At 60.5% G+C, this 23,098-nt stretch carries 22 protein-coding genes; 11 read left to right on the plus strand and 11 right to left on the minus strand.

The genetic code is table 11. The features are described from left to right. Positions 1 to 4 precede the first annotated feature (4 nt). A complete protein-coding gene (locus tag ACSQ3J_RS26025; RefSeq protein ID WP_436040634.1) occupies positions 5 to 772 on the minus strand; it encodes an aspartate/glutamate racemase family protein in 768 nt (255 codons plus the stop codon). Between the two features lie 370 nt (positions 773 to 1,142). On the opposite strand from ACSQ3J_RS26025, the gene ACSQ3J_RS26030 reads away from it, so the two are divergent. From ACSQ3J_RS26030 to ACSQ3J_RS26045, 4 genes are all read left to right on the plus strand, one after another. Further along, the gene (locus tag ACSQ3J_RS26030) at positions 1,143 to 2,159 is read left to right on the plus strand and encodes an amino acid ABC transporter substrate-binding protein (protein ID WP_436040635.1); all 1,017 of its coding nucleotides are present in this window, start codon (positions 1,143 to 1,145) and stop codon (positions 2,157 to 2,159) included. Positions 2,160 to 2,225: 66 nt separating this feature from the next. After that, on the plus strand, positions 2,226 to 3,374 hold the full coding sequence (locus ACSQ3J_RS26035; RefSeq protein ID WP_436040636.1) for an amino acid ABC transporter permease: 1,149 nt from the start codon (positions 2,226 to 2,228) through the stop codon (positions 3,372 to 3,374). Continuing rightward, positions 3,374 to 4,468, plus strand: a complete 1,095-nt coding sequence (locus tag ACSQ3J_RS26040; protein WP_436040637.1) for an amino acid ABC transporter permease — start codon at positions 3,374 to 3,376, stop codon at positions 4,466 to 4,468. Before ACSQ3J_RS26035 ends, ACSQ3J_RS26040 begins: the two co-directional genes overlap by 1 nt. Next, positions 4,461 to 5,900, plus strand: coding sequence for an amidohydrolase family protein (locus ACSQ3J_RS26045; RefSeq protein WP_436040638.1), 1,440 nt, complete (start codon positions 4,461 to 4,463; stop codon positions 5,898 to 5,900). The genes ACSQ3J_RS26040 and ACSQ3J_RS26045 overlap by 8 nt, the downstream gene beginning before the upstream one ends. 49 nt (positions 5,901 to 5,949) lie before the next feature. Here the strand turns inward: ACSQ3J_RS26045 and ACSQ3J_RS26050 are convergent, their stop codons facing one another. From ACSQ3J_RS26050 to ACSQ3J_RS26080, 7 genes are all read right to left on the minus strand, one after another. Continuing rightward, on the minus strand, positions 5,950 to 6,117 hold the full coding sequence (locus tag ACSQ3J_RS26050; RefSeq protein ID WP_156393880.1) for a hypothetical protein: 168 nt from the start codon (positions 6,115 to 6,117) through the stop codon (positions 5,950 to 5,952). Between the two features lie 461 nt (positions 6,118 to 6,578). Beyond that, positions 6,579 to 6,725: a hypothetical protein gene (locus tag ACSQ3J_RS26055; RefSeq protein WP_164491968.1), complete on the minus strand. Its 147-nt coding sequence runs from the start codon at positions 6,723 to 6,725 to the stop codon at positions 6,579 to 6,581. A 438-nt stretch (positions 6,726 to 7,163) separates the two neighbouring features. Beyond that, on the minus strand, positions 7,164 to 8,891 hold the full coding sequence (locus ACSQ3J_RS26060) for an acetyl/propionyl/methylcrotonyl-CoA carboxylase subunit alpha (protein WP_436040639.1): 1,728 nt from the start codon (positions 8,889 to 8,891) through the stop codon (positions 7,164 to 7,166). Positions 8,892 to 8,933: 42 nt separating this feature from the next. Beyond that, positions 8,934 to 10,535 carry a 5-oxoprolinase/urea amidolyase family protein gene (locus ACSQ3J_RS26065; protein WP_436040640.1) on the minus strand — a complete coding sequence of 534 codons (1,602 nt, stop codon included), beginning with the start codon at positions 10,533 to 10,535 and terminating at the stop codon, positions 8,934 to 8,936. Between the two features lie 7 nt (positions 10,536 to 10,542). After that, the gene (locus ACSQ3J_RS26070) at positions 10,543 to 11,349 is read right to left on the minus strand and encodes a putative hydro-lyase (protein WP_060511345.1); all 807 of its coding nucleotides are present in this window, start codon (positions 11,347 to 11,349) and stop codon (positions 10,543 to 10,545) included. A 22-nt stretch (positions 11,350 to 11,371) separates the two neighbouring features. Further along, complete coding sequence (locus tag ACSQ3J_RS26075; RefSeq protein WP_436040641.1) at positions 11,372 to 12,136, minus strand: LamB/YcsF family protein; 765 nt, start codon at positions 12,134 to 12,136, stop codon at positions 11,372 to 11,374. Between the two features lie 11 nt (positions 12,137 to 12,147). Continuing rightward, positions 12,148 to 13,410: an NRAMP family divalent metal transporter gene (locus ACSQ3J_RS26080; RefSeq protein WP_060511350.1), complete on the minus strand. Its 1,263-nt coding sequence runs from the start codon at positions 13,408 to 13,410 to the stop codon at positions 12,148 to 12,150. A 393-nt stretch (positions 13,411 to 13,803) separates the two neighbouring features. On the opposite strand from ACSQ3J_RS26080, the gene ACSQ3J_RS26085 reads away from it, so the two are divergent. Together ACSQ3J_RS26085 and ACSQ3J_RS26090 are read left to right on the plus strand one after the other, a co-directional pair. Further along, positions 13,804 to 14,472, plus strand: a complete 669-nt coding sequence (locus ACSQ3J_RS26085) for a GntR family transcriptional regulator (protein ID WP_436040642.1) — start codon at positions 13,804 to 13,806, stop codon at positions 14,470 to 14,472. 206 nt (positions 14,473 to 14,678) lie between these two features. Continuing rightward, the gene (locus tag ACSQ3J_RS26090; RefSeq protein ID WP_436040643.1) at positions 14,679 to 16,070 is read left to right on the plus strand and encodes a family 16 glycosylhydrolase; all 1,392 of its coding nucleotides are present in this window, start codon (positions 14,679 to 14,681) and stop codon (positions 16,068 to 16,070) included. Positions 16,071 to 16,104: 34 nt separating this feature from the next. On the opposite strand, the gene ACSQ3J_RS26095 is transcribed toward ACSQ3J_RS26090, so the two are convergent. Continuing rightward, a complete protein-coding gene (locus ACSQ3J_RS26095) occupies positions 16,105 to 16,566 on the minus strand; it encodes an acyl-CoA thioesterase (protein WP_060503371.1) in 462 nt (153 codons plus the stop codon). A 130-nt stretch (positions 16,567 to 16,696) separates the two neighbouring features. After that, a complete protein-coding gene (locus tag ACSQ3J_RS26100; RefSeq protein WP_436040644.1) occupies positions 16,697 to 17,344 on the minus strand; it encodes a GntR family transcriptional regulator in 648 nt (215 codons plus the stop codon). A 189-nt stretch (positions 17,345 to 17,533) separates the two neighbouring features. Between ACSQ3J_RS26100 and ACSQ3J_RS26105 the strand changes: the two genes are divergently transcribed. From ACSQ3J_RS26105 to ACSQ3J_RS26125, 5 genes are read left to right on the plus strand one after another with little or no spacing between them, the layout of a single operon-like run. After that, positions 17,534 to 18,961 (plus strand): M20 family metallopeptidase, encoded by a 1,428-nt coding sequence (locus ACSQ3J_RS26105; RefSeq protein ID WP_436040645.1) that lies wholly within the window; start codon positions 17,534 to 17,536, stop codon positions 18,959 to 18,961. Positions 18,962 to 19,012: 51 nt separating this feature from the next. Beyond that, positions 19,013 to 19,732, plus strand: a complete 720-nt coding sequence (locus ACSQ3J_RS26110; RefSeq protein WP_436040646.1) for an ABC transporter permease — start codon at positions 19,013 to 19,015, stop codon at positions 19,730 to 19,732. Continuing rightward, the gene (locus ACSQ3J_RS26115) at positions 19,732 to 20,457 is read left to right on the plus strand and encodes an ABC transporter permease (RefSeq protein WP_060503367.1); all 726 of its coding nucleotides are present in this window, start codon (positions 19,732 to 19,734) and stop codon (positions 20,455 to 20,457) included. Before ACSQ3J_RS26110 ends, ACSQ3J_RS26115 begins: the two co-directional genes overlap by 1 nt. Continuing rightward, positions 20,454 to 21,236: an ABC transporter ATP-binding protein gene (locus ACSQ3J_RS26120; RefSeq protein ID WP_060511361.1), complete on the plus strand. Its 783-nt coding sequence runs from the start codon at positions 20,454 to 20,456 to the stop codon at positions 21,234 to 21,236. The genes ACSQ3J_RS26115 and ACSQ3J_RS26120 overlap by 4 nt, the downstream gene beginning before the upstream one ends. Positions 21,237 to 21,283: 47 nt before the next feature. Further along, a complete protein-coding gene (locus ACSQ3J_RS26125; RefSeq protein WP_436040647.1) occupies positions 21,284 to 22,141 on the plus strand; it encodes a transporter substrate-binding domain-containing protein in 858 nt (285 codons plus the stop codon). A 77-nt stretch (positions 22,142 to 22,218) separates the two neighbouring features. Here ACSQ3J_RS26125 and ACSQ3J_RS26130 read toward each other — a convergent pair whose 3' ends face one another. Further along, positions 22,219 to 22,974 carry an MBL fold metallo-hydrolase gene (locus ACSQ3J_RS26130; RefSeq protein ID WP_436040648.1) on the minus strand — a complete coding sequence of 252 codons (756 nt, stop codon included), beginning with the start codon at positions 22,972 to 22,974 and terminating at the stop codon, positions 22,219 to 22,221. Positions 22,975 to 23,098 lie beyond the last annotated feature (124 nt).

Genomic DNA, 23,098 nt, shown 5'->3' on the forward strand with positions numbered 1-23,098 from the left:
CGGTTCAGCTGGCCCGGAGGGCGTCGCCGCGCTGAGCCATTCCGGTCGCAGCGCCATAGCCGGAGAGTTTTCCACGATAAATCTTCGGCAGCGGCGGGGCGAGATCGCCGCGTTTCGAGGTCTTCAGGCCCATGCCGACGATTGCTTCAGCGAATTTTACAGCTGCCGCGACACCATCGATAACCGGCACCTGCAGCTGTTCTTCGAGATAGCTCGCCAGATCGGCCATTCCCGCACAGCCAAGCACGATTGCCGACGACTGGTCCTCCCGCAGAGCCCGTTCGCATTCGGCAAGGATCGTCGCCCGGGCGTTCGAGTCCGGGTTTTCAAGTTCGAGAACCGGAACATCCGTTGCCCGCACCCGGCGGCAATGATGCTCCATGCCGTATGTGCGCACGAGGTGTTCGGTGATGATGCGGGTACGCTCAAGCGTCGTCACGACGGAGAACCCGGTGGAGACGAATGTGGCGGCGTGCATGGCGGCTTCGGCAATGCCAAAGACGGGCGCATTGGTGATCTCGCGGGCTGCAAGCAAGCCCGGATCACCGAAACAGGCAATCACATAGGCATCCGCCGGCGGCCCTTCAAGGATTTCGTCGATCAACCCGACAATGCTCATTGCTTCATCGAAGTGGCCCTCGATCGAGGCAGCGCCGGACTTGGAGGTTGTTGCTATGATTTCGGTGCGCTCCGCTGCTACCGCACGGGCAGCAGCGCCGATCAGGTCCGTCATCGAAGACGTTGTATTCGGATTGATGAGCTTGATCCTCATGGCGTCCTCGCTGAATGCACGGTTCGCTCCATGCCTAATTGTATACTATTTTATCCACTATTGGATTTTATGATGGATTGTCAACTTTCCCCTTGGCGCAACGATACCTTCGCCGTCAAAATGTGAGGTAATGCTCGGTTAAACGGCCTTTTCAACCTTTTGAGCAAGGAAAATTCATTTCAGGTCCTGAGGCCGCCGGTAGCCGGCATGCCGCAACGGCATCATTTCTTGGATTCGATTTTGTTGCCAAATCACTTTTAACATTGTACACAATTCCTGCGATCGGGAGGATCGCCGATTGTGGGGTTTCTGCTGGAGGGCGGAAGCATCCTTCGATCGCAACAGCGAAGAAACCACGAGGGAGGGGACTATGAAACAAGGATTTCTGGCGATCTGCGCCGCCGCCACAGCACTTCTGGCAGCCAGCGTCGCGCAGGCGGGAACGCTCGATACCGTAAAGGCCCGCGGCAAGCTGGTCTGCGGTGTGTCGCTCGCCACGCCAGGGTTTGCCGCGCCGGACGACAAGGGCCGGATGCAGGGCTTCGATGCCGACATCTGCCGCTCGGTTGCTGCCGCCGTCTTTGGTGATGGCGACAAGATCGAGTTCGTACCGACCAATATCAACACCCGATTCCAGGCGCTGCAATCCGGCGAGATCGACATGCTGTCGCGCCAGACAACGCAGACCTTTTCTCGCGAAGCCTCACTCGGGCTCGATTTCGGCCCGACGGTGTTTTACGACGGCCAGGGCCTGATGGTTGCCAAGTCACTCGGCGTTTCCAGCGCCAAGGAGCTGACGGACGCTGCCATCTGCACGCTTCCCGGCACGACAACCGCGCAGAATCTCAGCGATTTCTTCCGCACGATCGGCGGCAAGTTCGAGCTGGTGGTGTTCGAAAGCCCCGATGAAAACCGGGCAGCTTTCTTCGCCGGACGTTGCGAAGCGATCTCGTCAGATCGCTCTGACCTCGCATCGATCCGTGCGGTAGCCAATAATCCCGACCACTATCTCGTGCTGCCGGAAACCATCTCGAAGGAGCCGCTTGCGCCCGCCGTCCGCCAGAACGATTCCAATTGGCGCGATATCATGTCCTGGTCGGTCTGGCTGCTGATGGCGGCGGAAGAAAAAGGCATTACTCAGGCCAATGTCGATGAGATGCTGAAAAGCCAGGATCCGGACATCCAGCGCATGCTCGGCGTCACTGATGAACTCGGCGCCATGCTCGGGCTCGACAACAAGTGGGGCTACAACGTCATCAAGGCCGTCGGCAATTACGGCGAAATCTTCGAGCGCAGCCTGGGTGAGAAAACGCGGCTTGGGCTGACACGTGGGCCGAACGCGCAGTGGAACGCTGGTGGTCTGGTCTACGCACCGCCATTCCGTTGAGTGCATCGCTCGCGCGCATGAAGCGCGCGAGCTTTCTCCCGTTCGGCAAAATAGCGGCGAGTTTTCATGAGCTTCCTGAATGATATGCGTTTCCGCGCCTTCTGCTATCAGATCGGCGCGATCGGTCTGGTTGTTGCGGCGGCATGGACCATGTTTGCGACAGCGAGCGACAATCTTGCAAAGCAGAACATTGCTACCGGTTTCGGCTTCCTGGCGCGGCAGGCTGGTTTCGTCATCAGCGAAACGGTGATTGCCTACCAGCCGACCGACAGCATCGGCCGGGCAATCCTGGTCGGCATCGTCAACACGGTCAAGGTCTCGCTGCTTGCCGCGATCCTCGGCACCATCCTGGGGCTCTTCGTCGGCGTGGCCCGCATGTCGCGCAATCCGCTTTTGGCGCGTTTGGCACTTGCCTATGTCGAGGTGCTGCGAAACGTGCCGCTGCTGCTCTATCTCTTCCTCTGGTATTCGCTGATCATCATGGTGTTTCCGCCAGTCAAGCAGGCGCTCAACATCCTGCCTGGTGTCTACCTATCCAACAGCGGGCTGGTTCTTCCCGCGGTGTTCCTGGAAAGCGGCGCTGCGATCTTCGCATTGTTCATCTGTGCCGGTATCGCAGCGGCGATCCTGATCCGGCGCATAAGCCAGCAACGGCGGGTCGCGACCGGAAAGTCCAACCACGGCATGGCCTTTGCCTGCCTCGCACTGGTATTGCCGCCCCTCATTCTCTGGGCACTGGGCCTTGTTTCCTTCGGTTGGGATATTCCGCAGGCCGGCAGGTTCCGGCTGACCGGTGGCCTGCATGTACGGCCGGAATTCGTTGCCTTGCTGTTCGGGCTTCTTCTGAGTGTGTCCGCCAGCGTTGCCGAAATCGTGCGGGCCGGCATCCAGGCCATCGGGCCGGGACAGTGGGAGGCTGCCGCAGCACTTGGACTTCATCGTTCACGGGTGATGCGTCTGGTCGTGTTGCCGCAGGCCCTGCGCCTGATCATTCCGCCTCTGACCAACACCTACCTGACCGTCTTCAAGAACAGCTCGCTGGCGATTGCCATCGGCTATCCGGATCTGGTGATGGTGTCCAACACCGTCATGAATCAGACGGGGCAGGCGATCGAGACCATCGCCATCTTCATGGGTGTCTATCTCGGCCTGTCGCTCACCATTTCGCTGGCGATGAACTGGTACAATGCGCGTGTTGCGCTGAAGGTGCGCTGATGGCCGACACTCAAGCTCTTCCGTTGCCGGTCGGCGCTGCCAAGCCGCCCGCGCGGCGTTCTGGATGGGCCAAGGCCTATTTCGGCACGCCGCTGAATTCCATGATCAGCCTTGTCTCGATGGCTACGATCTTTTTCCTGGGAAAGCTGGCGTTTGGCTGGTTGGTGGTCAATGCCGTCTTTTCCGGCGATGGCGCAGCCTGCAAGGCCAGCAGCGGTGCGTGCTGGCCGTTTCTTGCCGAAAAACTCCGCTACATGATCTTCGGCTTCTATCCGTTCGAAGAGCAATGGCGGCCGCTTTTGGCACTGATGCTGTTTCTGACGAGCTGCCTGATCTCGATGATACCCCGCTTCTGGAGCCGGGCGCTGCTGTATGCGTGGCTGCTTGTGGTTCTGCCGATGCTCTATGTCCTGATGGCGGGTGGGGTCTTTGGCCTGTCGCCGGTACCGACGTCGAGCTGGGGCGGCTTGCCGCTGTCGTTCATGCTCTCCTTCATCGGGCTGGTCTGCGCCCTGCCGCTCGGCATCGGACTTGCGCTTGCGCGCGCCTCAAGCCTGCCGGCGATCCGCGTTCTTGCGGTCGGCTTTATCGAGATCGTTCGGGGTGTTCCCTTGATCAGCATCCTGTTCATGGCAACGGTAATGCTGCCCTTGTTCATGCCGGAGGGTGTGACCATCGACAAGCTTCTGCGCGCGCAGGTCGCCATCATCATCTTCGCCGCCGCCTATATCGCCGAAATCGTTCGTGGCGGCCTGCAGGATGTTCCGGCAGGCCAGTTCGAGGCGGGATCATCGCTTGGCCTGTCTTACTGGCAGGTGATGCGAAAAATCGTCCTGCCGCAGGCCTTGAAGAAAGTCATACCGCCGATGGTCGGGCTGTTCATCGGCTTTTTCCAGGATACGACGCTGGTCACCATCGTCGGCCTGCTCGATTTTCTCGACACCGTACGCTCGGCGCTACGGGATCCCGAATGGCAAGGCATTGCCGTTCTCGAAGGTTATGTCTTCGCCGCCGCAGTCTATTTCACCTTCAGCGCCCTGATGGGCCTGTATAGCCGCTTCCTCGAACAGCATTTCAGGGTCACCCATGGCTAACGATATTCATGTCATCCGCAACGCAAGCACGATCGTCGGTTATGACAAAAACCGGCAAGGGCATGCCTATATCGCCGATGGCGACATAGCCTTCGATAGCGGTGGTTTCATCCATGTCGGCGGCCGGTATGAGGGTGCGTTCACGCACGAAATGTCCGGCAAGGACAAAATGGTGCTGCCCGGGTTCGTCAACGTGCACTGCCATTCCGGTGAAGAGCCGATCTCCAAAGGCCTGTTTGAAGATGAAGGTACGGCTGCTCTCTGGGGCAACGCTCTTTATGAATATTCCAACCTGATCGAGATCAGCGACAGTGCGGTCGAGGCCTCCTTGACGGTGATGCTGGGGGATCTGATGCGCAGCGGCGTTACGACCCTTGTCGATATTGCCGGCCCGCATGGCAGTTGGCTGCCGACCTTGGCAAAGAGCGGCGCCCGTGCCTATGTGGCACCTGGCTTCCGCGAAGCCGCATGGCACGTCGAAGACAGCCGCCGCCTTGATCTCACGTGGGATAAGGGCAGGGGCCGCGAGGCGTTCGCCCGGGCGCTGGACGTGGTCGATACGGCCCGTGCGCATCCGTCCGGCAGGCTGGGCGGCATCGTCTCGCCCTCGCAGGTCGAGACATGCTCCGCCGAACTGTTGCAGGCAGCGGCGGAGGCAGCCAGAACGCGCAATGTGCCCATTACTGTGCACGCGGCCCAGACGATGGCCGAGCATGAAGAACTAATGCGCCGCACAGGCCTGACCGCGGTCCAGTATCTCGACGAGTTGGGCGTGCTTGGCGAGGACCTCATTATCGGGCACTGCATCTTTGTCGACGGCCATTCCTGGACGCGGCAGCGGACCGATATGGATCTCGATCTGCTCGCTCAACGGCGTGCCACGGTCGCGCATTGCCCGGTGACCTTTTCGCGCAGCGGCATGGTGCTGCAATCGTTCGGCCGCTACCGCCGCCGCGGCGTCAATGTGGGGCTTGGAACCGACAGCTATCCATTCAACATGCTGGAGGAAATGCGCCAGGCAATGATCTGCTCGCGCATTGCCGGCCGTTCGGTATTCGACGTCGGCACAGGGGATGTGTTCGAAGCCGCCACGCTTTCCGGAGCACGTGCGCTCGGCCGACGCGATATCGGCCGGATAGCACTGGGGGCCAAGGCCGATTTCTTGTTGGTCGACCTGAAGCATTCGGCCATGCAGCCCGTTTACGATCCCTTGCGCAACCTTTTGCACTGCGCTGCAGAACGGGCGATTGAGGCTGTTTATGTGGATGGCCGGGCAGTGGTCGAAGCGGGCAAGGCACTTCATCTCGATTATGATGGCGCGGTGGCAGAACTGCAGGAAGCACAGGATTTCGCGGTTAGACACCTTCAAGCAAATGATCCGGCTGGTCGGTCGAGCAGTCTGCTCGCAAGACGATCACTCCCGGCAATGTAAAACACGGTACATTGCAACCTGCTTGACCACAGGTCTTACACACTGCAATTCACTGGTCGAGCAGGTTTTCCCGCCAGGACATTTCATCGATCCGGTCCTGGCGCGTGGGGTTCATTTTCGCATTGAACCGCCGTTGGCTGAGAATACCGTAAGCGATGGCGATGCCACAGACTGCGAGCGCTGCCATCAGTGCTATGATCCACGTTACGCTTGCCATTTTCCGTCTCCTCCGGATGGCAAAACGCGGCAAGGGTGCTCAAAGTTCCAAAAAACCGGAATACCATTCAACCATAGGGCAGCATTTCGCTATGGACCTTCGTGGGCGGCTCGACAGCACTGGTTGGAACGGGGCGGTAAAACGCGTTGTGTATAAGCAGGAGGGCCGTCAAAAAGAACGCGGTGACCATCAAGAGCAAGACGTCACGGGCCGTCATCGCCGTTCACCCGCTTTGCCGATGGCAAACGGTACCGGGACCAAAGGATCGTCCCATCCCCAAGTTATCTTGATCGCAGATAAGCGGCGCCCAAGTGCCGCGATTAAGGCTTGTAAGGCCAGGCGCAAAACGATTGTCGTCCATCGCAAATCTCCTCTATCGCGAGAACACGATGGACCGGTAAAAGTTCCCTGCTGTTCGACGTTGCGAACGCCGATGACAGTCGGGGACATTACCCAGTGAATTATTTTGGTATCGAAGAGGTGATTTCGCCCGACACGCCGTCATGTGCGGCTGGCGTGCCATAATGGGCCATCGCGAAATTCAGCGTGAACATCGCAACGACCGTAAATGCGATGACAGCGAGCGTAATTCCTTTGTCCGTGTTCATACCCTGATCCCTTCGCGAGCAACTGCAACGCTTTGAAAGCCGGGATCAGGCTATTGTGCGGCACGGAAACTGCTGTTCCACCAGTGACACTCATCATGGTAAATGGCGGGTTAAAACAGAGCCATTTGGCGTAAAAAAGCAGTCAGGATTGCGGTAAAGGAGAGAGCAGGAGGGGCACTGGCGTCTGGGTGAGGCGGCGGTCTACCTCGCCAGGGTAGACGCGATCTTGGCGCTAGATGGCGGCGCCTATGCAGGTTGGGCTTCGGCTTCCACAGCGAACCCTGCATCCACCTGCCCTCCGTGCCGTTTTTGGATAAGGGCATATCGCCGAAGCCGACAATGCAGGCAGAGAGCCACGCCGCCCTTGTAAGGGCAACGTGGTGATGGACCGGTTTTGTCACATGTCAGACGCGACGAAAGGACCTGACTGGAAAAACCTTACTCGACCCGGGCGAGTGCCGATCCGGCATTCACGTAGGCGCCTTCTGCAGCCTTGATGCGCAGCACGCCGGAGCGCGCCGAGAGGATCTGCGTTTCCATCTTCATCGCTTCCATCACGGCAATCAGGTCGCCCTCTTTCACAGTGTCGCCGTCGTTACATTTCCATGCCTGCAACGTGCCCGAAATGGGAGCTGCGACAGTGCAGGCGTCCTCGACATTCGTCGTTGCTGCCGGACCGGACTCCTGTCCTTTCAAGCCGCCGAGACCGGCCAGCAGCGCAGCTGGAATGCCGAGCGCATGGCGTTTGCCGTCGATCTCGACATGAGTGCGGATCAGCGATGTGTCGGCACCCGGAACGGGCCGGGTTTCGGCTGCCAGGGTGTCTGCGAAATCGGTCTCGATCCAGCGCGTATGAACCTTGAAACCATCTTCGCCGATGAAGTCAGGGGCCTCCATCGCGGCGCGGTGGAACGGCAGAACAGTCGCGATGCCTTCGATCTTGAACTCCTTGAGCGCGCGGCGGGCGCGCGTCACCGCCTGCTCGCGGGTGGCGCCGGTGACGATCAGCTTGGCCATCAGCGAATCGAACGTGCCGGGAATGGTCGAGCCCGAGATGACGCCGCTGTCGAGCCGCACGCCGGGGCCGGACGGGGCTTCGAAGGCCGTGATGGTACCCGGTGTCGGCAGGAAGCCGCGGCCGGGATCTTCGGCATTGATGCGGAATTCGATCGAATGGCCGCGCGGGGCGGGCGTCTCGGTGACCAGCAGCGGCAGACCGTCGGCGATGCGGAACTGTTCGATGACCAGATCGATGCCGGTGGTTTCTTCGGTGACGGGATGCTCGACCTGCAGCCGAGTATTTACCTCAAGGAAGGAGATCGTGCCGTCGACGCCGAGCAGGAACTCGACCGTACCGGCACCGGAATAGCCGGCGGCGGCGCAGATCTTTTTCGCGGCATCGTGGATCGACTGGCGCTGCGCGTCGCTGAGGAAGGGGGCGGGGGCCTCTTCGATGAGCTTCTGGTTGCGCCGTTGCAGCGAGCAATCGCGGGTACCGAGCACGACAACATTTCCGTGTTTGTCAGCGATCACCTGTGCCTCGATATGGCGCGGACGGTCGAGGAACCGTTCCAGGAAACATTCGCCGCGGCCAAAGGCGGCCTTGGCTTCACGCACGGCCGACTCGTAGAATTCGGCAATGTCTTCCATTTTCCAAGCGACCTTGATCCCGCGCCCACCACCGCCGTGGGCGGCCTTGATCGCGACCGGAAGGCCGAATTTTTCGGCAAAGGCAATAACCTCGGCTGCCGTTTCGACAGGGCCGTCGCTGCCGGCCACCAATGGCGCACCGACGCTCTTGGCGATCCGCCGTGCTTCCACCTTGTCGCCGAGCGCTTCGATGACATGCGGATCGGGGCCGATCCAGATCAGACCGGCATCGATAACCGCACGGGCAAATTCTGCCCGCTCGGAAAGAAAGCCATAGCCCGGATGCACGGCGTCGGCGCCGGAGCGTTTGGCAATGCCGATCAGCTTTTCGATGTCGAGATAGGTTTCCGCCGGCCGGCTGCCGGAAAGCCCGTAGGCTTCGTCGGCCAGTTGGACGAACAGCGCGTCCATGTCCGGATCAGCATAGACTGCAACCGAGCCAATGCCATGATCGCGGCAGGCGCGGATGATACGGACGGCGATTTCGCCACGGTTGGCAATCAGCACTTTTTTCATGGGTTCATCCTCATTGTCTTTGTTCGGCCGGGCGTCGCGATCTCAAACGTTGGTAGGCTGGATATCGGCGAAGGCCGTCACGGGCCGGAAACGGATTTTTGCATTGACCGGAATCTGTCCGGCGAGATCGAGATGGTATTCGGCGACGGTCCCGATCACGGGGTAGCCACCCGTCAGCGGATGGTCGGCGAGGAACAGCACGGGCTGGCCGCTATGCGGAACCTGGATGGCGCCGGTGGCCGTGCCTTCGCTTGGCAGCTCCGCCTTATCCTTGCGCTCCAGCGGCACGTCGCCTGACAGACGGATGCCGACGCGGTTCGATTGCGGTGTCATCGTCCAGAGCTGTGCGGAAAGCGTGGCGATCCCGGCTTCGGTGAACCAGTCGCTGCGCGGCCCCATCACAACGTCGAGCGTCACCGTCTCGCCGGAGGCCGGATGCTCGAAAGCGGGCGCTTCGGTGAGCGAGACAGGCGCCAGGCCGTTCGTTCCGGTCTCGATAGCCAGCACGGCGCCCGCGGTCACGGGGGCCGGGCCGACGATGGCGAGCGTATCGGTGGAGGCACTGCCAAGCACCGGCTGGACGGCAAAGCCGCCGCGGATTGCGAGATAGCTGCGCATGCCTTTCGGTGCCTGGCCGAGCGTGACCACGTCGCCGGGCTCCAGCGAGATCGGCTGGTAGGTTTCGGCCGTCTGAACGTTACCCGCAGCATCACGGACGAGGATGGGGCAGGGCGCGCCGGTGATGCCGAGCACCGCGCGGCCGGTGATCTCGAAGGAGAAGCCGCCGAGGGTGATTTCCAGACAGGCGAAATCGACGGGATTGCCGACAACGCGATTGGCGGCCTTGAGAGCGCCAAGGTCGAGCGCGCCGGAGGCCGAGACGCCCTGGCCGGTCTGGCCGAACCGGCCGAGATCCTGAAACAGCGCCGGCATGGGTGCAGCCAGCACCTTCAGCGTCAACGGGTCGGCTGCCTGGGGCGCCACTGGCTCTGCAGACGTTTTGGCGGCAGCCGCGGAGATCGTCGCCTTGGCCTTCGAGAGATCGATGAAACGCACCCGGTAACCCGGCTGAAACAACGCCGGCGGATCACGCGACAAGTCCCACATCTTTTCCGGCGTCGTGCCGATGATCTGCCAGCCGCCGGGGCTTGCCTGCGGGTACACACCCGAGAAGGCGCCAGCCAGAGCAACGGAACCGGCCGGTATTTTCGTACGCGGGCTCTGGCGGCGCGGCACCTGCAGGGCTGGATCGCCGCCGACGAGATAGCCAAAGCCAGGCGCAAAACCGCAGAAAGCGACAGTGAATTCGCTTTCGGTGTGGCGGCGAATGACCTCCTCGACCGAGAGGCCGGTCAGCCCAGCCACATCCGCCAGATCCTCGCCATTATAGTTGACGGGGATTTCGACGCATTTGTCGGATGGCGCAATGCGGGCGGAGAGGTCGCGGGTGGCGATGGCGCCGGCAAGACTTTCAGCCGTCTGCCGTTCCGGACGGAAACGGATCATCAGGGTGCGGGCAGCTGGCACCATGTCTTCGATGCCGTCAACCGGATCGGCTTCGAGCGAGGCAAACAGCGCCAGCGTCTCGTCGAGATCGGCGAGTTCGACAAGCAGGACTGTCAGGCTGACGGGTAGAAAACGCATCGGAACCTCAGGCGTGATAAGCGGAATCAGGGATATCGGTGATGAACATATGACCCGGTGCATGGGTGATGGCAAACGGGACACCGGACGCCATGACGGCTGCCTGCGGGGTGACGCCGCAGGCCCAGAAGACCGGGATTTCACCTGGCTCGATCCGCACCGGATCGCCGAATTCCGGCTTGGCGAGATCCTTGATGCCGATCTCCTCCGGGGCGCCGATATGCACCGGCGCGCCATGCACCGACGGGAAGCGGCCGGAAATCGTCGCAGCATCGGCAACGCGCGAAGCGGGGATCGGCCGCATCGACACGACCATATTGCCATGCAGGCGCCCGGCCGGACGGCAGGGCTTGTTGGTCAGATACATCGGTACGTTGGACTTGTCGGTGATGTGGCGGATCTCGATGCCGGCTTCTGCCATCGGTGTCTCGAAGGTGAAGCTGCAGCCGATCAGAAAGCTGACGAGATCGGGATGCTCGGCCCAGGCGGCGCGCGCATCGGCGGTTTCTTCGGCCAGCTTGCCATTGCGCCAGATGCGGTAGAGGGGAATATCTGTGCGCAGGTCGGCGCCAGGGGCGAGCAGGGTGGCATGCGAGCCGGGATCGGACACATCGAGAACCGGGCAGGCCTTCGGATTGCGCTGCGCATACAGCAGGAAATCGAAAGCCCAGTCGCGCGGCAGCACGATCATGTTGGCCTGGGTGAAACCGGGCGCGACGCCCGAGGTCGGCTCGACTGCGCCTGCGCGATAACGCTCGCGGGCGAGGCGCGCCTGTTCGGCATTCACGTGGCGAAGATGGTCTATCGCGATCATTGTGTTCCTCCCAAAATGTCGATCAGGCCGGCAGAAATGACTGGACGGTGATGCCGTCTGCCTCGAAGGCACGGCGAATTTCCTGCGCAATGGCAACGGCGCCTGGGCTGTCGCCGTGGACGCAGATCGACTGCGCGTCAATTCTGATGGTCGATCCGTCGATTGCTTCCAGCGTGCCTTCATGGGCAAGCTGCAGCATGCGGCGGGCGATCAGTTGCGTATCGTGCAGCACGGAACCCTGCTCGCGGCGCGACACGAGCTGTCCGTCCGGCGTATAGGCGCGATCGGCAAAGGCTTCGGCGACCGTCTTCAGGCCGGATTCTTGGGCCAGCGCGAGGATCGGGGCATTGGCGAGGCCCATCAGGACGAGTGTGGGATCGATCGCCTTGATGGCATCGATCACGGCCTGTCCCTGCTTGGTATCGTGGGCGATGCGGTTGTAGAGGGCGCCATGCGGCTTGACATAGCCGACGGTCACGCCGGCGGCTGCGGCCATGCCCTTCAGGGCGCCGATCTGGTAGATGACGTCGGCGATCAGTTCGCCGCTGGTCACATCCATGTCGCGCCGGCCGAAGCCGACGCGATCGGGATAGGAGACATGCGCACCGATCGAAACACCCTTTTCAGCTGCGGCCTTGACGGTCTTCCAGATACCGGCGGGGTCGCCGGCATGGAAGCCGCAGGCGACATTGGCGCTGGAAACGATGGCGAGCATCGTTTCGTCGTCGCCCATGCGCCAGGCGCCGTAGCTTTCACCGAGATCGCTGTTCAGATCGATGGCAGTCATGTTTATCCTCCTCAGGTGGCTGGCGACAACAGGGCGAAGATCGGGCCGATCGACTTGTAGCCCATGTACCAGGTGAGCGCGCAAGCCAGGACACCGAGCACCAGCAGCCAGCGCGGATAACGGTAGCCGGCCATGAGGTCCGACCGTGCCCAGGCGGCGTAGATGAAGATCGACAGGCCGATAGGCAGGATCAGGCCGTTGAGGCCGCCAACGAAGACCAGCATCTGCGCCGGAGGCGTGGTGATGATCACGTAGAAGAACAGCGAGACGGCGATGAAGATCACGGTCGCGATGTTGCGGGCGCGTTCGCTGATGTCCTTCTTGAAGACGGTGATGAACGATACCGAGGTATAGGCTGCGCCGATCACCGAGGTGATGGCGGCAAACCACAGAACGGCACCGAAGATGCGGTATCCGGTTTCGCCTGCGGCCGCCTGGAAGGCCTGCGCCGCCGGGTTGGCGCCCTTGCCGGATACATCGATGACGACACCGCTGGCGACCACGCCGAGAATGGCAAGGAACAGCACGTAGCGCATCAGGCCGGTGACGGCGATGCCGGTCAAGGCTGCCTGATTGACGGCGCCGAGGTTCTCGATGCCGACCGTGCCCTTGTCGAGCAGGCGATGAGCGCCGGAATAGGTGATGTAGCCGCCGACCGTGCCGCCGACGATGGTGGTGATCGTGGCGAAATCGATGGTGGAGGGCAGGAAGGTCTGGAACAGCGCATCGCCGACCGGTGGAGCCGAGACGATCGCGACATAGAGTGTCAGCAGGATCATCAGGATGCCGGCAACGACGATCAGCCGGTCGATGGCAACGCCTGCGCGCTTCGAGCTGAAGATGCCGATGGCGATCAGTGCGCTGATGGCGCCGCCCCATTTTGGATCAAGGCCGATCATGGCGTTGAGGCCGAGGCCCGAGCCACCGATATTGCCGATGTTGAAGAACAGGCCGCCGACGATGACGAGAACGGCCAGCAGGTAACCGGTACCGGGGATGGCAGCATTGGCAATGTCGGATGCGCGCATCTTGGTGAGCGTCACGATCCGCCAGATATTCAGCTGCACAATGAAATCGATGAGAATTGACGCGAGGATCGCGAAAGCGAAAGCGGCGCCAAGCTTGCTTGTGAACGTGGCTGTCTGGGTGATGAAACCCGGGCCGATGGCGGATGTCGCCATCAGAAAGATTGCTGCGACGAGTGCGGCGCGGCGCGACTTGGCCGACATGCCGGGCGTTGCCGCTTTGTTGGGTGAGATAGCTGACTGTTCCATGAACCCTCTCTGTTATTTAAGGCGCCCGCAAACTCACCGGGGTTGGCCCATATCAATTTTATTGACAGTCGCAACCTTGCCGCATTTCACAATTCTGTCAATATTGTTCAACGATTATTATTTCATCGTTCTATCATACTGTTGAAATGTTGAGCCTTTCATATTTGAAGCGAGAGCAAATATGCTTCTCTGACGTGCTGTTTGGGCTCGTTTTCGACGTGGGGCGGCGCCGTTTTGGTGTCGATGAGGACAGAACCGGATGACGGAAACGCACCGTGAGAGCCGCAAAGCATACTCCTATCCATGTGTTCGCCCCAGACCCCATTTCCAAGGGAAGAAAACCACGATATCGGTCAACCATGAGATGCTAACTGCTTCGAATGAAAGACATGTATGACTGACCAGGACATGACATCCGCACTCGCGCCCCGCCTGGCGGAAGCGATCCGCAACAAGTTGATCGCCGGCGAACTCAAGCCCGGCCATCGTCTGTCGGAAGTAAAGTTGAGCGCCGATCTGCAGGTTTCCCGCAATTCCCTGCGCGAAGCATTCCGGCTTTTGACCAAGGAAGGTCTTTTGCGGCATGAGCCGAACCGTGGCGTCTTCGTTGCCATTCCCAGCATGGCCTCGATCATCGATATCTACCGGGTGCGCCGCGTTATCGAGTGCCGTGCGGTGGCCCAGGCCTACCCAAAGCATCCCGCAGTCGGCCGCATGCGCGCTGCAGTCGAAGAGGCGCGCGCAGCCAGCATCAGGAGCGATTGGGGCACGGTCGGCAGCGCCAACATGGTCTTCCATGCGGCGATCGTCGATCTCGCCGACAGCGAACGCCTCAACGTTTTCTATCTTCAGATCGCTGCAGAACTGCGCCTGAGTTTCGGGCTTCTTGATAGTCCCGAGCTTCTGCACGCGCCCTATATCGAGCTGAACGCCGCCATCGTCGAAAAGCTCGATGCCGGCGAGATGCAGGACGCTGCCATCGCGCTGGAGGCCTATCTTTTGCAATCGGAGCGCACCGTCCTTGCCGCCTTTTCACGCATTCCCGACAAGGGAAAAGCCTGAACCGCGTAGCTGTTCCGAAATCGGTCACACTTGATCCAGAACGGGATGGTTTGTCTGCCTATTAACGTCGCTTGATGGTATCGTGCGCTTCTACCCAATCGATGATGGGGGGATCCGGCGGCCTGCTGTAGCTTGGGTGCACTGCGGCATCGTTCTCGTTTTATGTTTCCGCAGGCAATTGCCAGCAGGCCAGACAGGAGACGATCATGCGCAAAACCGTTTTGAATGCCGTTGGGCAAACTCTGTTCTACAGCGACAGCTCGACCGGCTTTTTCTCCGCCACCGGCTCCGGCCCGGCGCTGAAGGGAACGGCGGGCAACGATTCCATGTGGGGTGACAGCGCCGTCAACGTCACGATGACCGGCGGCACGGGCGACGACATCTATTACCTCTATTCGGCGATCAACCGCGTCTATGAGACGGCAGGTGAGGGGATCGACACGATCAGCACCTGGATGAGCTACACCCTGCCGGACAATTTCGAGAACCTGACCGTCACCGGCGATCTGCGCTATGCCTTCGGAAATGCCGGCGACAACATCATCAAGGGTGCTTCCGGCCGTCAGACCCTGGACGGCCGAGGCGGCAATGATGTGCTTACCGGCGGTTCAGGCGCGGATACCTTCATTTTCACCAAGGGGAATGGCAGCGACCTGATCACGGACTTCGAAGCCGCTGATATTGTTCGGCTGAATGACTATTCGCTGACATCCTTTGATCAGGTTCTCGCGCATGCGACGCAGGAAGGCGCGCATCTCAGGCTTGATCTCGGCGATGGCGAGAGCCTGGTGTTTGCCGATACGGCCAAGGCCGATCTGAGTGCGAACCAGTTCGAACTGAGCCTTGACCGTTCCGCCCTGACGCAGACATTCGGCGACAATTTCAATACGCTCCGGCTGATGAATGGGACGCAGGGTGTCTGGGAGGCAAAATACTGGTGGGCTCCGGAGAAGGGCGCTACGTTGACGGGCAATGGCGAACTTCAATGGTACGTCAATCCCCGTTATGCGCCGACATCCGCCAGCAATCCGTTTTCCGTCAGCGACGGCGTGCTGACGATCACGGCGGAGAAAACGCCTGACGCGATCAGCGCTGAGGTCAGCGGGTACGACTACACATCCGGCATGCTGACGACGCACGCCTCCTTCTCGCAGACCTATGGTTATTTCGAAATCCGCGCCGACATGCCGGAGGATAAAGGCGTATGGCCGGCTTTCTGGCTGCTTCCGGAAGACGGCTCCTGGCCGCCGGAACTGGATGTCGTCGAAATGCGTGGCCAGGATCCCAATACCGTGCATGTGACGGTTCATTCGAACGAAACCGGGAAGAAAACGTCTGTTGCCACCGCCGTCAGCGTCTCCGATACGCAAGGGTTTCACACCTATGGCGTCCTGTGGCAGAAGGAGGAGATCGTCTGGTACATCGATGATGTCGCGGTCGCGCGTGCCGATACACCGTCGGATATGCACAAGCCGATGTATATGCTGGTCAATCTTGCGGTCGGCGGCATGGCTGGCGCGCCTGCGAACGGATTGCCCGACGGTTCGGAGATGAAGATCGACTATATCCGTGCCTATACGCTGGACGATCTGGCCTGACCTCAGCCCTGATGACGTTTCGACGCAGTTGGCATCATTCTTCTGACTCGGTGCCAGCTGCCTTGAAACGTTCCTCGAACTCGCGCCGGAGGCTGCGCCTTACTTGTGCAGCACGTTCACGGCGTTTGGCGACGCCGGTTTTTGGGCTATAGGCGGGCACATTGGTCGGGCGCCCCTCGGCATCGACGGCAACCATCGTGAAATAGCAGGAGTTGGTATGCCGTCGCTCACCGGTGCGGATGGTTTCCGCCTCGACCCGGATGCCGACCTCCATCGATGTGCGGCCGGCATAGTTGATCGAAGCGCGAAACGTCACCAGTTCGCCGACATGGATCGGCTGACGGAAGACAACCTGATCGACCGACAGCGTCACGGCATATTCCTGCGAGAAGCGTGAGGCGCAGGAGAAGGCGACACGGTCGAGAAGATTGAGCAGCGCGCCGCCATGGACCTTGCCGCTGAAATTGGCCATATCCGGCGTCATCAGGACGACCATCTCGAGTTGGCTCGTGTCGTGACCCGTTTCCAAAATGCGCCCCGTCGTGTTTCCTGAAATTCTTACCGATTATCTACAACGAACCGGCGCTGATCAACCCGGGCCGCCGCGGGCGTACGATCACGACCGCTTATTTCGGTGTGTCGGCCGGTTGGCGGATATGCAGGGCGATGAGCCGTTTCAGTTCTTCCGCATTCCGGGCTTCGAGTGCATCGATCATCATGTGATGTTCGCGGCCGGATTTTTCGATCCGTGCGCGCGTCCGCCATTGCGAAACGGGGGCCGACGATGTGCGCTGGCGAATTTCCGAAACCAGATCAACCAGGGCCTGATTGCCGCCCAACAGCAGCAATTCGCGATGAAAGGCCAGGTTGGCCTCGTAATGCTCCAGAATTGTTCCCGTCAGCGTCATTTCGTCGAAGTATTTCGCAAGCCCGCGCAATGTAGCGATGCTGTCGGAGGTTGCGTTGGCGACCATCATGTCGGCAACGGCGGTCTCGAGAATGACACGGATATCACCGACTTCCCTCGCATTGCGGTCGTCCGGCTGGTAAACGTGGTAGCCGCGATTGGGCACATGAGCAACCAGCCGCTTCTGTGACAGGCGATCGAGCGCGCGGCGGACTTCCGGTCTTGTGCAGTCATATCGCCGCTCCAGGTCGATCTGCTTCAGCCAGGTGCCGGCAGGCAGCATACCTGTCAGGATGTCTTGAAGCACAAGTTCCGTCACGTCCCGCTCTTCGGGGCCGGCAGCCGTTTCACTTTGAACTTCGCTCATGAATTCTTCCTGTTGTCCTGGACCGGCGCCGTATGCCTGAGCCGCGCTTTTCTTGTAACCGAGTCTCGGCAAATGCCACGCAGATGGCTCTGATTAAAATTATTCATCGGCGCCAGTTGCGCAATTTATTTTTGTATCATAAATTGGCGCCAATATTGGTAACTATAAGACAAGCGAGTCCCCAACGCCATGAAAAACTCCGATTCCGTCTGGGATTTCGTCGAAGCGAAACGTGAGGCCTTTTTCGCGCTCAGTGACCGTGTCTGGGATGTGCCTGAAACGAACTATGAGGAATTTTCCGCCTGCGAGGAGCATGCGCGATTGCTGACGCAGGAGGGTTTCCGCGTCGAACGCAATGTGGCGGGTCTCCCCACGGCCGTCATGGGCGAAGCCGGCGAAGGCGGCCCGGTGATTGCCATTCTTGGCGAGTTCGATGCCTTGCCGGGCCTGAGCCAGGAAGCCGGGATCGCTGAGGAGCGGCCGCTCATCTCCGGCGGCAATGGCCATGGCTGCGGTCACAACCTTCTGGGTTCCGGTTCGATGATGGCGGCCGCCGCGGTCAAGGATTTTCTGGCAGCCAACGGCCTGAAGGGCCGGGTGCGCTATTATGGCTGCCCCGCCGAAGAGGGCGGCTCGTCCAAGGGTTTCATGGTCCGGGCCGGGGTTTTCGATGACGTCGATATTGCCATCTCCTGGCATCCGGCGGCATTTTCCGGTGTCAACAACCCGATATCGCTCGCCTGCAACGAGCTGAATTTCCATTTCAGCGGCCGCGCATCGCATGCCTCTGCAACGCCGCATCTTGGCCGCAGCGCCCTTGACGCGGTCGAACTCATGAATGTCGGCGTCAACTACATGCGCGAGCATATGCCCTCGTCAGCGCGGGTTCATTACGCCGTCACCGATGCGGGCGGAGCAGCGCCGAATGTGGTCCAGGCCCGCGCGACGGTACGCTACCTGATCCGGGCGCGGACGCTGGGCGAGCTGCTTGGCCTTGTCGAGCGCGTCAAGAAAATTGCCGATGGCGCCGCCTTGATGACCGAAACGACGGTACGCAGCGAAGTCGTTAGCGGCGACGCCAATCTCGTTGGCAATAGGCCGCTGGAGGAATGCATGTATGCCAATCTCCAGCGTCTCGGCCCACCTGATTTTGATGCAACAGACAACGATACTGCATTGAAATTCCAGCGGACATTCTCGCCGGAAGACATTGCGGCATCCTATGCTCGCTTCGGCATCAAGCCGAAGAAGGGGCAGGCGCTTTGCGATCTGGTCTATCCGCTCGGCAGCGGCGACGGCTCGATCGTCGGCTCGACCGATGTCGGTACCGTCAGCTGGGTCGTCCCGACGGTGCAGATGCGCGGCGCAACCTATGCCATCGGCACACCCGGCCATTCCTGGCAACTGGTGGCGCAAGGCAAACTACCGGCCGCACACAAGGGCATGGAATACGCGGCCAAGGTGATGGCGAGCACAGCGCTTGACCTGATCGCCAATCCGGCGCTGATCGAGGCTGCCAAGGCGGATCATCGGGAGCGCCTCGACGGCAACCCGTTCGTCAATCCGATTCCCGACGACGTCTCGCCGCCTTTGCCGGAGAACCACAATGGCCATTAAGCCGATCCTTCAAGGCAGCGCCGCCTGCCAGTTTTCCGCAAGGGCCGCGCCATGACCCAGCCGGGATTTTTCGATCTGCTGAGTTTTGGTCCGGACGGCTGGGCAAAGGCGCTGATGGCTGGCGCCTGGATGACGATCCTGATTGCCCTGTCCGGCTATACGATCGGTGCCATCATCGGCACATTCGGCGCCTGGGCGAAGATTTCCGGCGGCAAGACACTGCGTGTTGCCGCCGACGCCTATACGACCGTCTTGCGCGGTATCCCGGATCTTCTCGTCATCTATCTGCTCTATTTCGGCGGAAGTGCCGCGATCACCTCGATCGGCAGGCTGTTCGGCGCTGACGGGTTCATCAGCTTCCCCGGTTTTCTCGCAGGCGCGCTTGCGGTTGGCATCACGTCCGGCGCGCAGCACACGGAAGTGTTTCGCGGGGCTTTCAAGGCGGTTCATCGCGGCGAGATCGAGGCGGCGATTGCCTTCGGTATGTCCCGTTCGCTGCGCTTCCGGCGCATCATCGCACCGCTTACCTTGCGCCATGCGCTGCCGGGTCTCGGCAATGTCTGGCAGGTCGTCCTTAAGGAATCGGCCCTGGTCTCCATCACCGGCGTGGTCGAACTTCTGCGCCAGTCGCAGATCGGCGCCGGCTCAACCGGTCTGCCGTTCGACTTCTACCTGATTGCCGCTCTGATCTATCTCGCCATCTCGACTGTCTCCAGCATCGCCATGCGGCAAGCAGAGCGTCATTTCAGCCGCGGCGTGAGGAGAGGCTGATGGATTGGGAATTTACACAGGAAACGTTTGTCAGCCTCGTTTCGGCCTTGCCGCTGACCTTGTCGCTTGCTGCCACCGCAATTGCCCTTGGTGCCATATTGGCGCTGGCTCTCGCGCTTGCGCGCACCTCGGGCATTCTGGTTCTCGACTGGTTCGCCCGGGCCTATGTCTTCGTCTTTCGTGGAACGCCGCTGCTCGTCCAGATCTTCCTGATCTATTATGGCCTCAGCCAATTTCCCGCCGTCCGCCACAGCATTTTCTGGCCTGTCCTGCGCGACGCCTACTGGTGCGCGGTGATGGCGCTCAGCCTCAATACCGCCGCCTATGCCAGCGAAATCATCCGCGGTGGGCTGCTGTCGGTACCGCATGGACAGGTTGAGGCGGCGCGCGCCTGCGGCATGCCGCGATTGATGGTCTTCCGCCGTATCGTCCTGCCTCTGGCGATCCGCCAGGCGCTGCCCGGTTACGGCAACGAGATGATCTCGATGATCAAGGCGACGTCGCTCGCTTCCATCATCACGATCATGGAAGTCACCGGCGTTGCTGCCCGGATCATCTCCGAGACCTACCGCGCCATCGAAGTGTTCGTAGTGGCGGGCTTCATCTACCTGGCGATCAATTTCCTTCTGACGCGCCTGGTCCAGTTGGTCGAATTCAAGCTCAGCCCGCATTTGCGGCAACCGGAAAACGCCGCCCAAATGGCTATTGCAGGAGATGCGCGATGAACCTTCCCTTGTCCGCGGTGGAGCCGCCGGCGCTGAGCGTCAAGGATCTTCACAAGAGTTTTGGGCCGATCGAGGTCCTCAAGGGGATTTCGCTCGACGCGAGGGAAGGCGAGGTCGTGTCGATCCTGGGTTCCTCCGGCTCTGGAAAATCGACCTTCCTGCGCTGCATTAACATGCTGGAAACACCGGATTCCGGCAGCGTGACAGTCGGCAGCGAAACAATCAAAATGGCGCCTGCGCGCCACGGCAAAAGCAAACCGGCCGATATCGCCCAGGTGGACCGTGTCCGCTCGAGGCTCGGCATGGTGTTCCAGAGCTTCAATCTGTGGACCCACAAGACCATTCTCGAGAACATTATCGAAGCCCCGGTGCACGTGCAGAAAAGGCCGCGCAGGGAGTGCATCGAGGAAGCCGAAGCGCTGCTTGCCAAGGTCGGCATTGCCGACAAGCTCAATCAGTATCCGTCACATCTCTCCGGCGGCCAGCAGCAGCGGGCGGCGATTGCCCGTGCGCTGGCCATGCGGCCGGACGTCATGCTGTTCGACGAGCCGACATCGGCGCTCGATCCCGAACTTGTCGGCGAGGTGCTGCGTGTCATGCGGTCGCTCGCCGAAGAGGGGCGCACCATGCTGATCGTCACCCACGAGATGGGTTTCGCCCGCGACGTCTCCAGCCGGGTGATATTCCTGCACAAGGGGCTGGTCGAGGAAGACGGCAGCCCGAAGGACGTCTTCGAAAACTCCAGATCCGACCGTTTCCGGCAGTTCATCAAGGGATGAGCGTCGCGATATTTCCAACAACCGATCAAAAAAAGGGGAATGCAACAATGAAAACCATCAGATCCATCTTCAAGGCGGCCTGCTTTTCGGCGCTGATGCTGGCATCGGCCGGTGCGCATGCGGAAGAAAAGAAATGGACGCATGTGACGATTGCCACGGAAGGCGCCTTCAAGCCCTACAACTTCACCAAGCCGGACGGCACGCTCGACGGTTATGAGATCGAGCTGACGAAATATCTCTGCGCCCATATGAAGGTGGAGTGCGAAGTTGTCGTCCAGAATTTCGACGGCATGATCCCGGCGCTGAATGCAGGAAAATTCGATGCGACCATTTCCGGCATGTCGGCGACCGAAAAGCGCGAGAAAGTCATCGACTTCAGCAATTCCTACGGCTCAACCGGCCAAGCATTCGCAACGCTGAAATCAAGCCCGCTGGCCACCATGCCATCGAAGGGGGAGGTTTTCTCGCTGGCCTCCAACGAAGCTGGCGCCCTGAAAATCCTTGAGACGATCAAGCCTGAGCTTCAGGGCAAGATCATCGGCGTGCAGATTGCGTCGACCGGCGCCTCTTTCGTCGACAAATATCTGAAGGGCGTGGTTGAGGTTCGCGAATACAAGACGACCGAGGAGCATGATCTCGATCTGGCCGCCGGCCGCGTCGATCTTGTCATGGCGTCGATGGCCTACCTGACGACGGCATCGGAAAAGCCCGGCAACGAAGACATGACGACGGCCGGTCCGCGCTTCCAGGGCGGGTTCCTCGGACGTGGCAGCTCGGTCGGCCTGCGAAAGACCGACCCGGAACTGAAGGCGATGTTCAATGCCGCGATCGAGGCCGCCAAGGCTGACGGCACGATCAAGACATTGTCGGAAAAGTGGTTCGGGTTCGACGTTACGCCGCTGTGAGACGCAACTAGCTGTGTAGCCGCTATTGCGATGGCGGCTACAGGATGCACTAAAAGGATAGGAGAGAGGCGGGCCGATCAAGGCCTGCCGAGTACCACCGTCTCGCCATCCGCTGGGATCACAAGCCGCGAGGGCGCGATACCCTGTTCCGTTGCGGCGTGGCGCAGATCCTGGCGGGTGATCGTGGTGTGATCGAGTGCTTCCATATGGGTGGCGATGACGATTGCGTCCGGCGCGGCCTCGCACACCGCGACCGTCTCCAAGGCGTCCATGACAATGAGGTCGCCATCCCAGCGCGCGCCGCAAGAGTGGGTAATGATGATATCCGGCTTGGTGTCGCCGATCACCGCCGCCACTGGCGGGTAAAGCACCGTATCGCCAGCCCAGTAGATCGAAGGCTCGCCCGCCGCCTCAAGGCTGAACCCCATGACCGAGCCCATCAGTTCGACCACCGGCCCAAGGCCGTGGCTGCCCTCGCGGCGCGTCAGCGTCAGGCCCTCCCACGTTGCACTGCCGGTCAACGGCGTCACGTTGGTAAACCCGGCCTCGCGGATCGTTGCCTCATCGCCCGGCTGACAGAAAAGCGACAGATGTTTCGGCACGCGCTGCATGGCAACGCTATCGAAATGGTCGTCATGCAGATGCGATACAATCACCAGCTCGACGCCATCCAGAATATTCTCGATCCCGGCCGGAAGCTCCACCATCGGATTGGGCGACCGGCCGGTAAACGATGGAAGACTGTGTTTCGGCGCCAGGTAAGGATCAACCAGAACGGTGCGTCCGGAATAGTCGAGCTTTAACGTAGCATTGCGGATCAACTGGAGTTTCATACGGGGTTCCTGACGAACGATTGGCGGAGAAATTCAGCATCCATCGTCACAAATGCAGCGATAAAATCAATCCCCAAAACGGCTGTCGTGGTGATGGCGGTAGCACTTCATCTTTGAACCCACC

Source organism: Rhizobium sp. LjRoot98, from assembly GCF_964252935.1.
In the GTDB taxonomy this organism is placed as follows: Bacteria; Pseudomonadota; Alphaproteobacteria; order Rhizobiales; family Rhizobiaceae; genus Pararhizobium.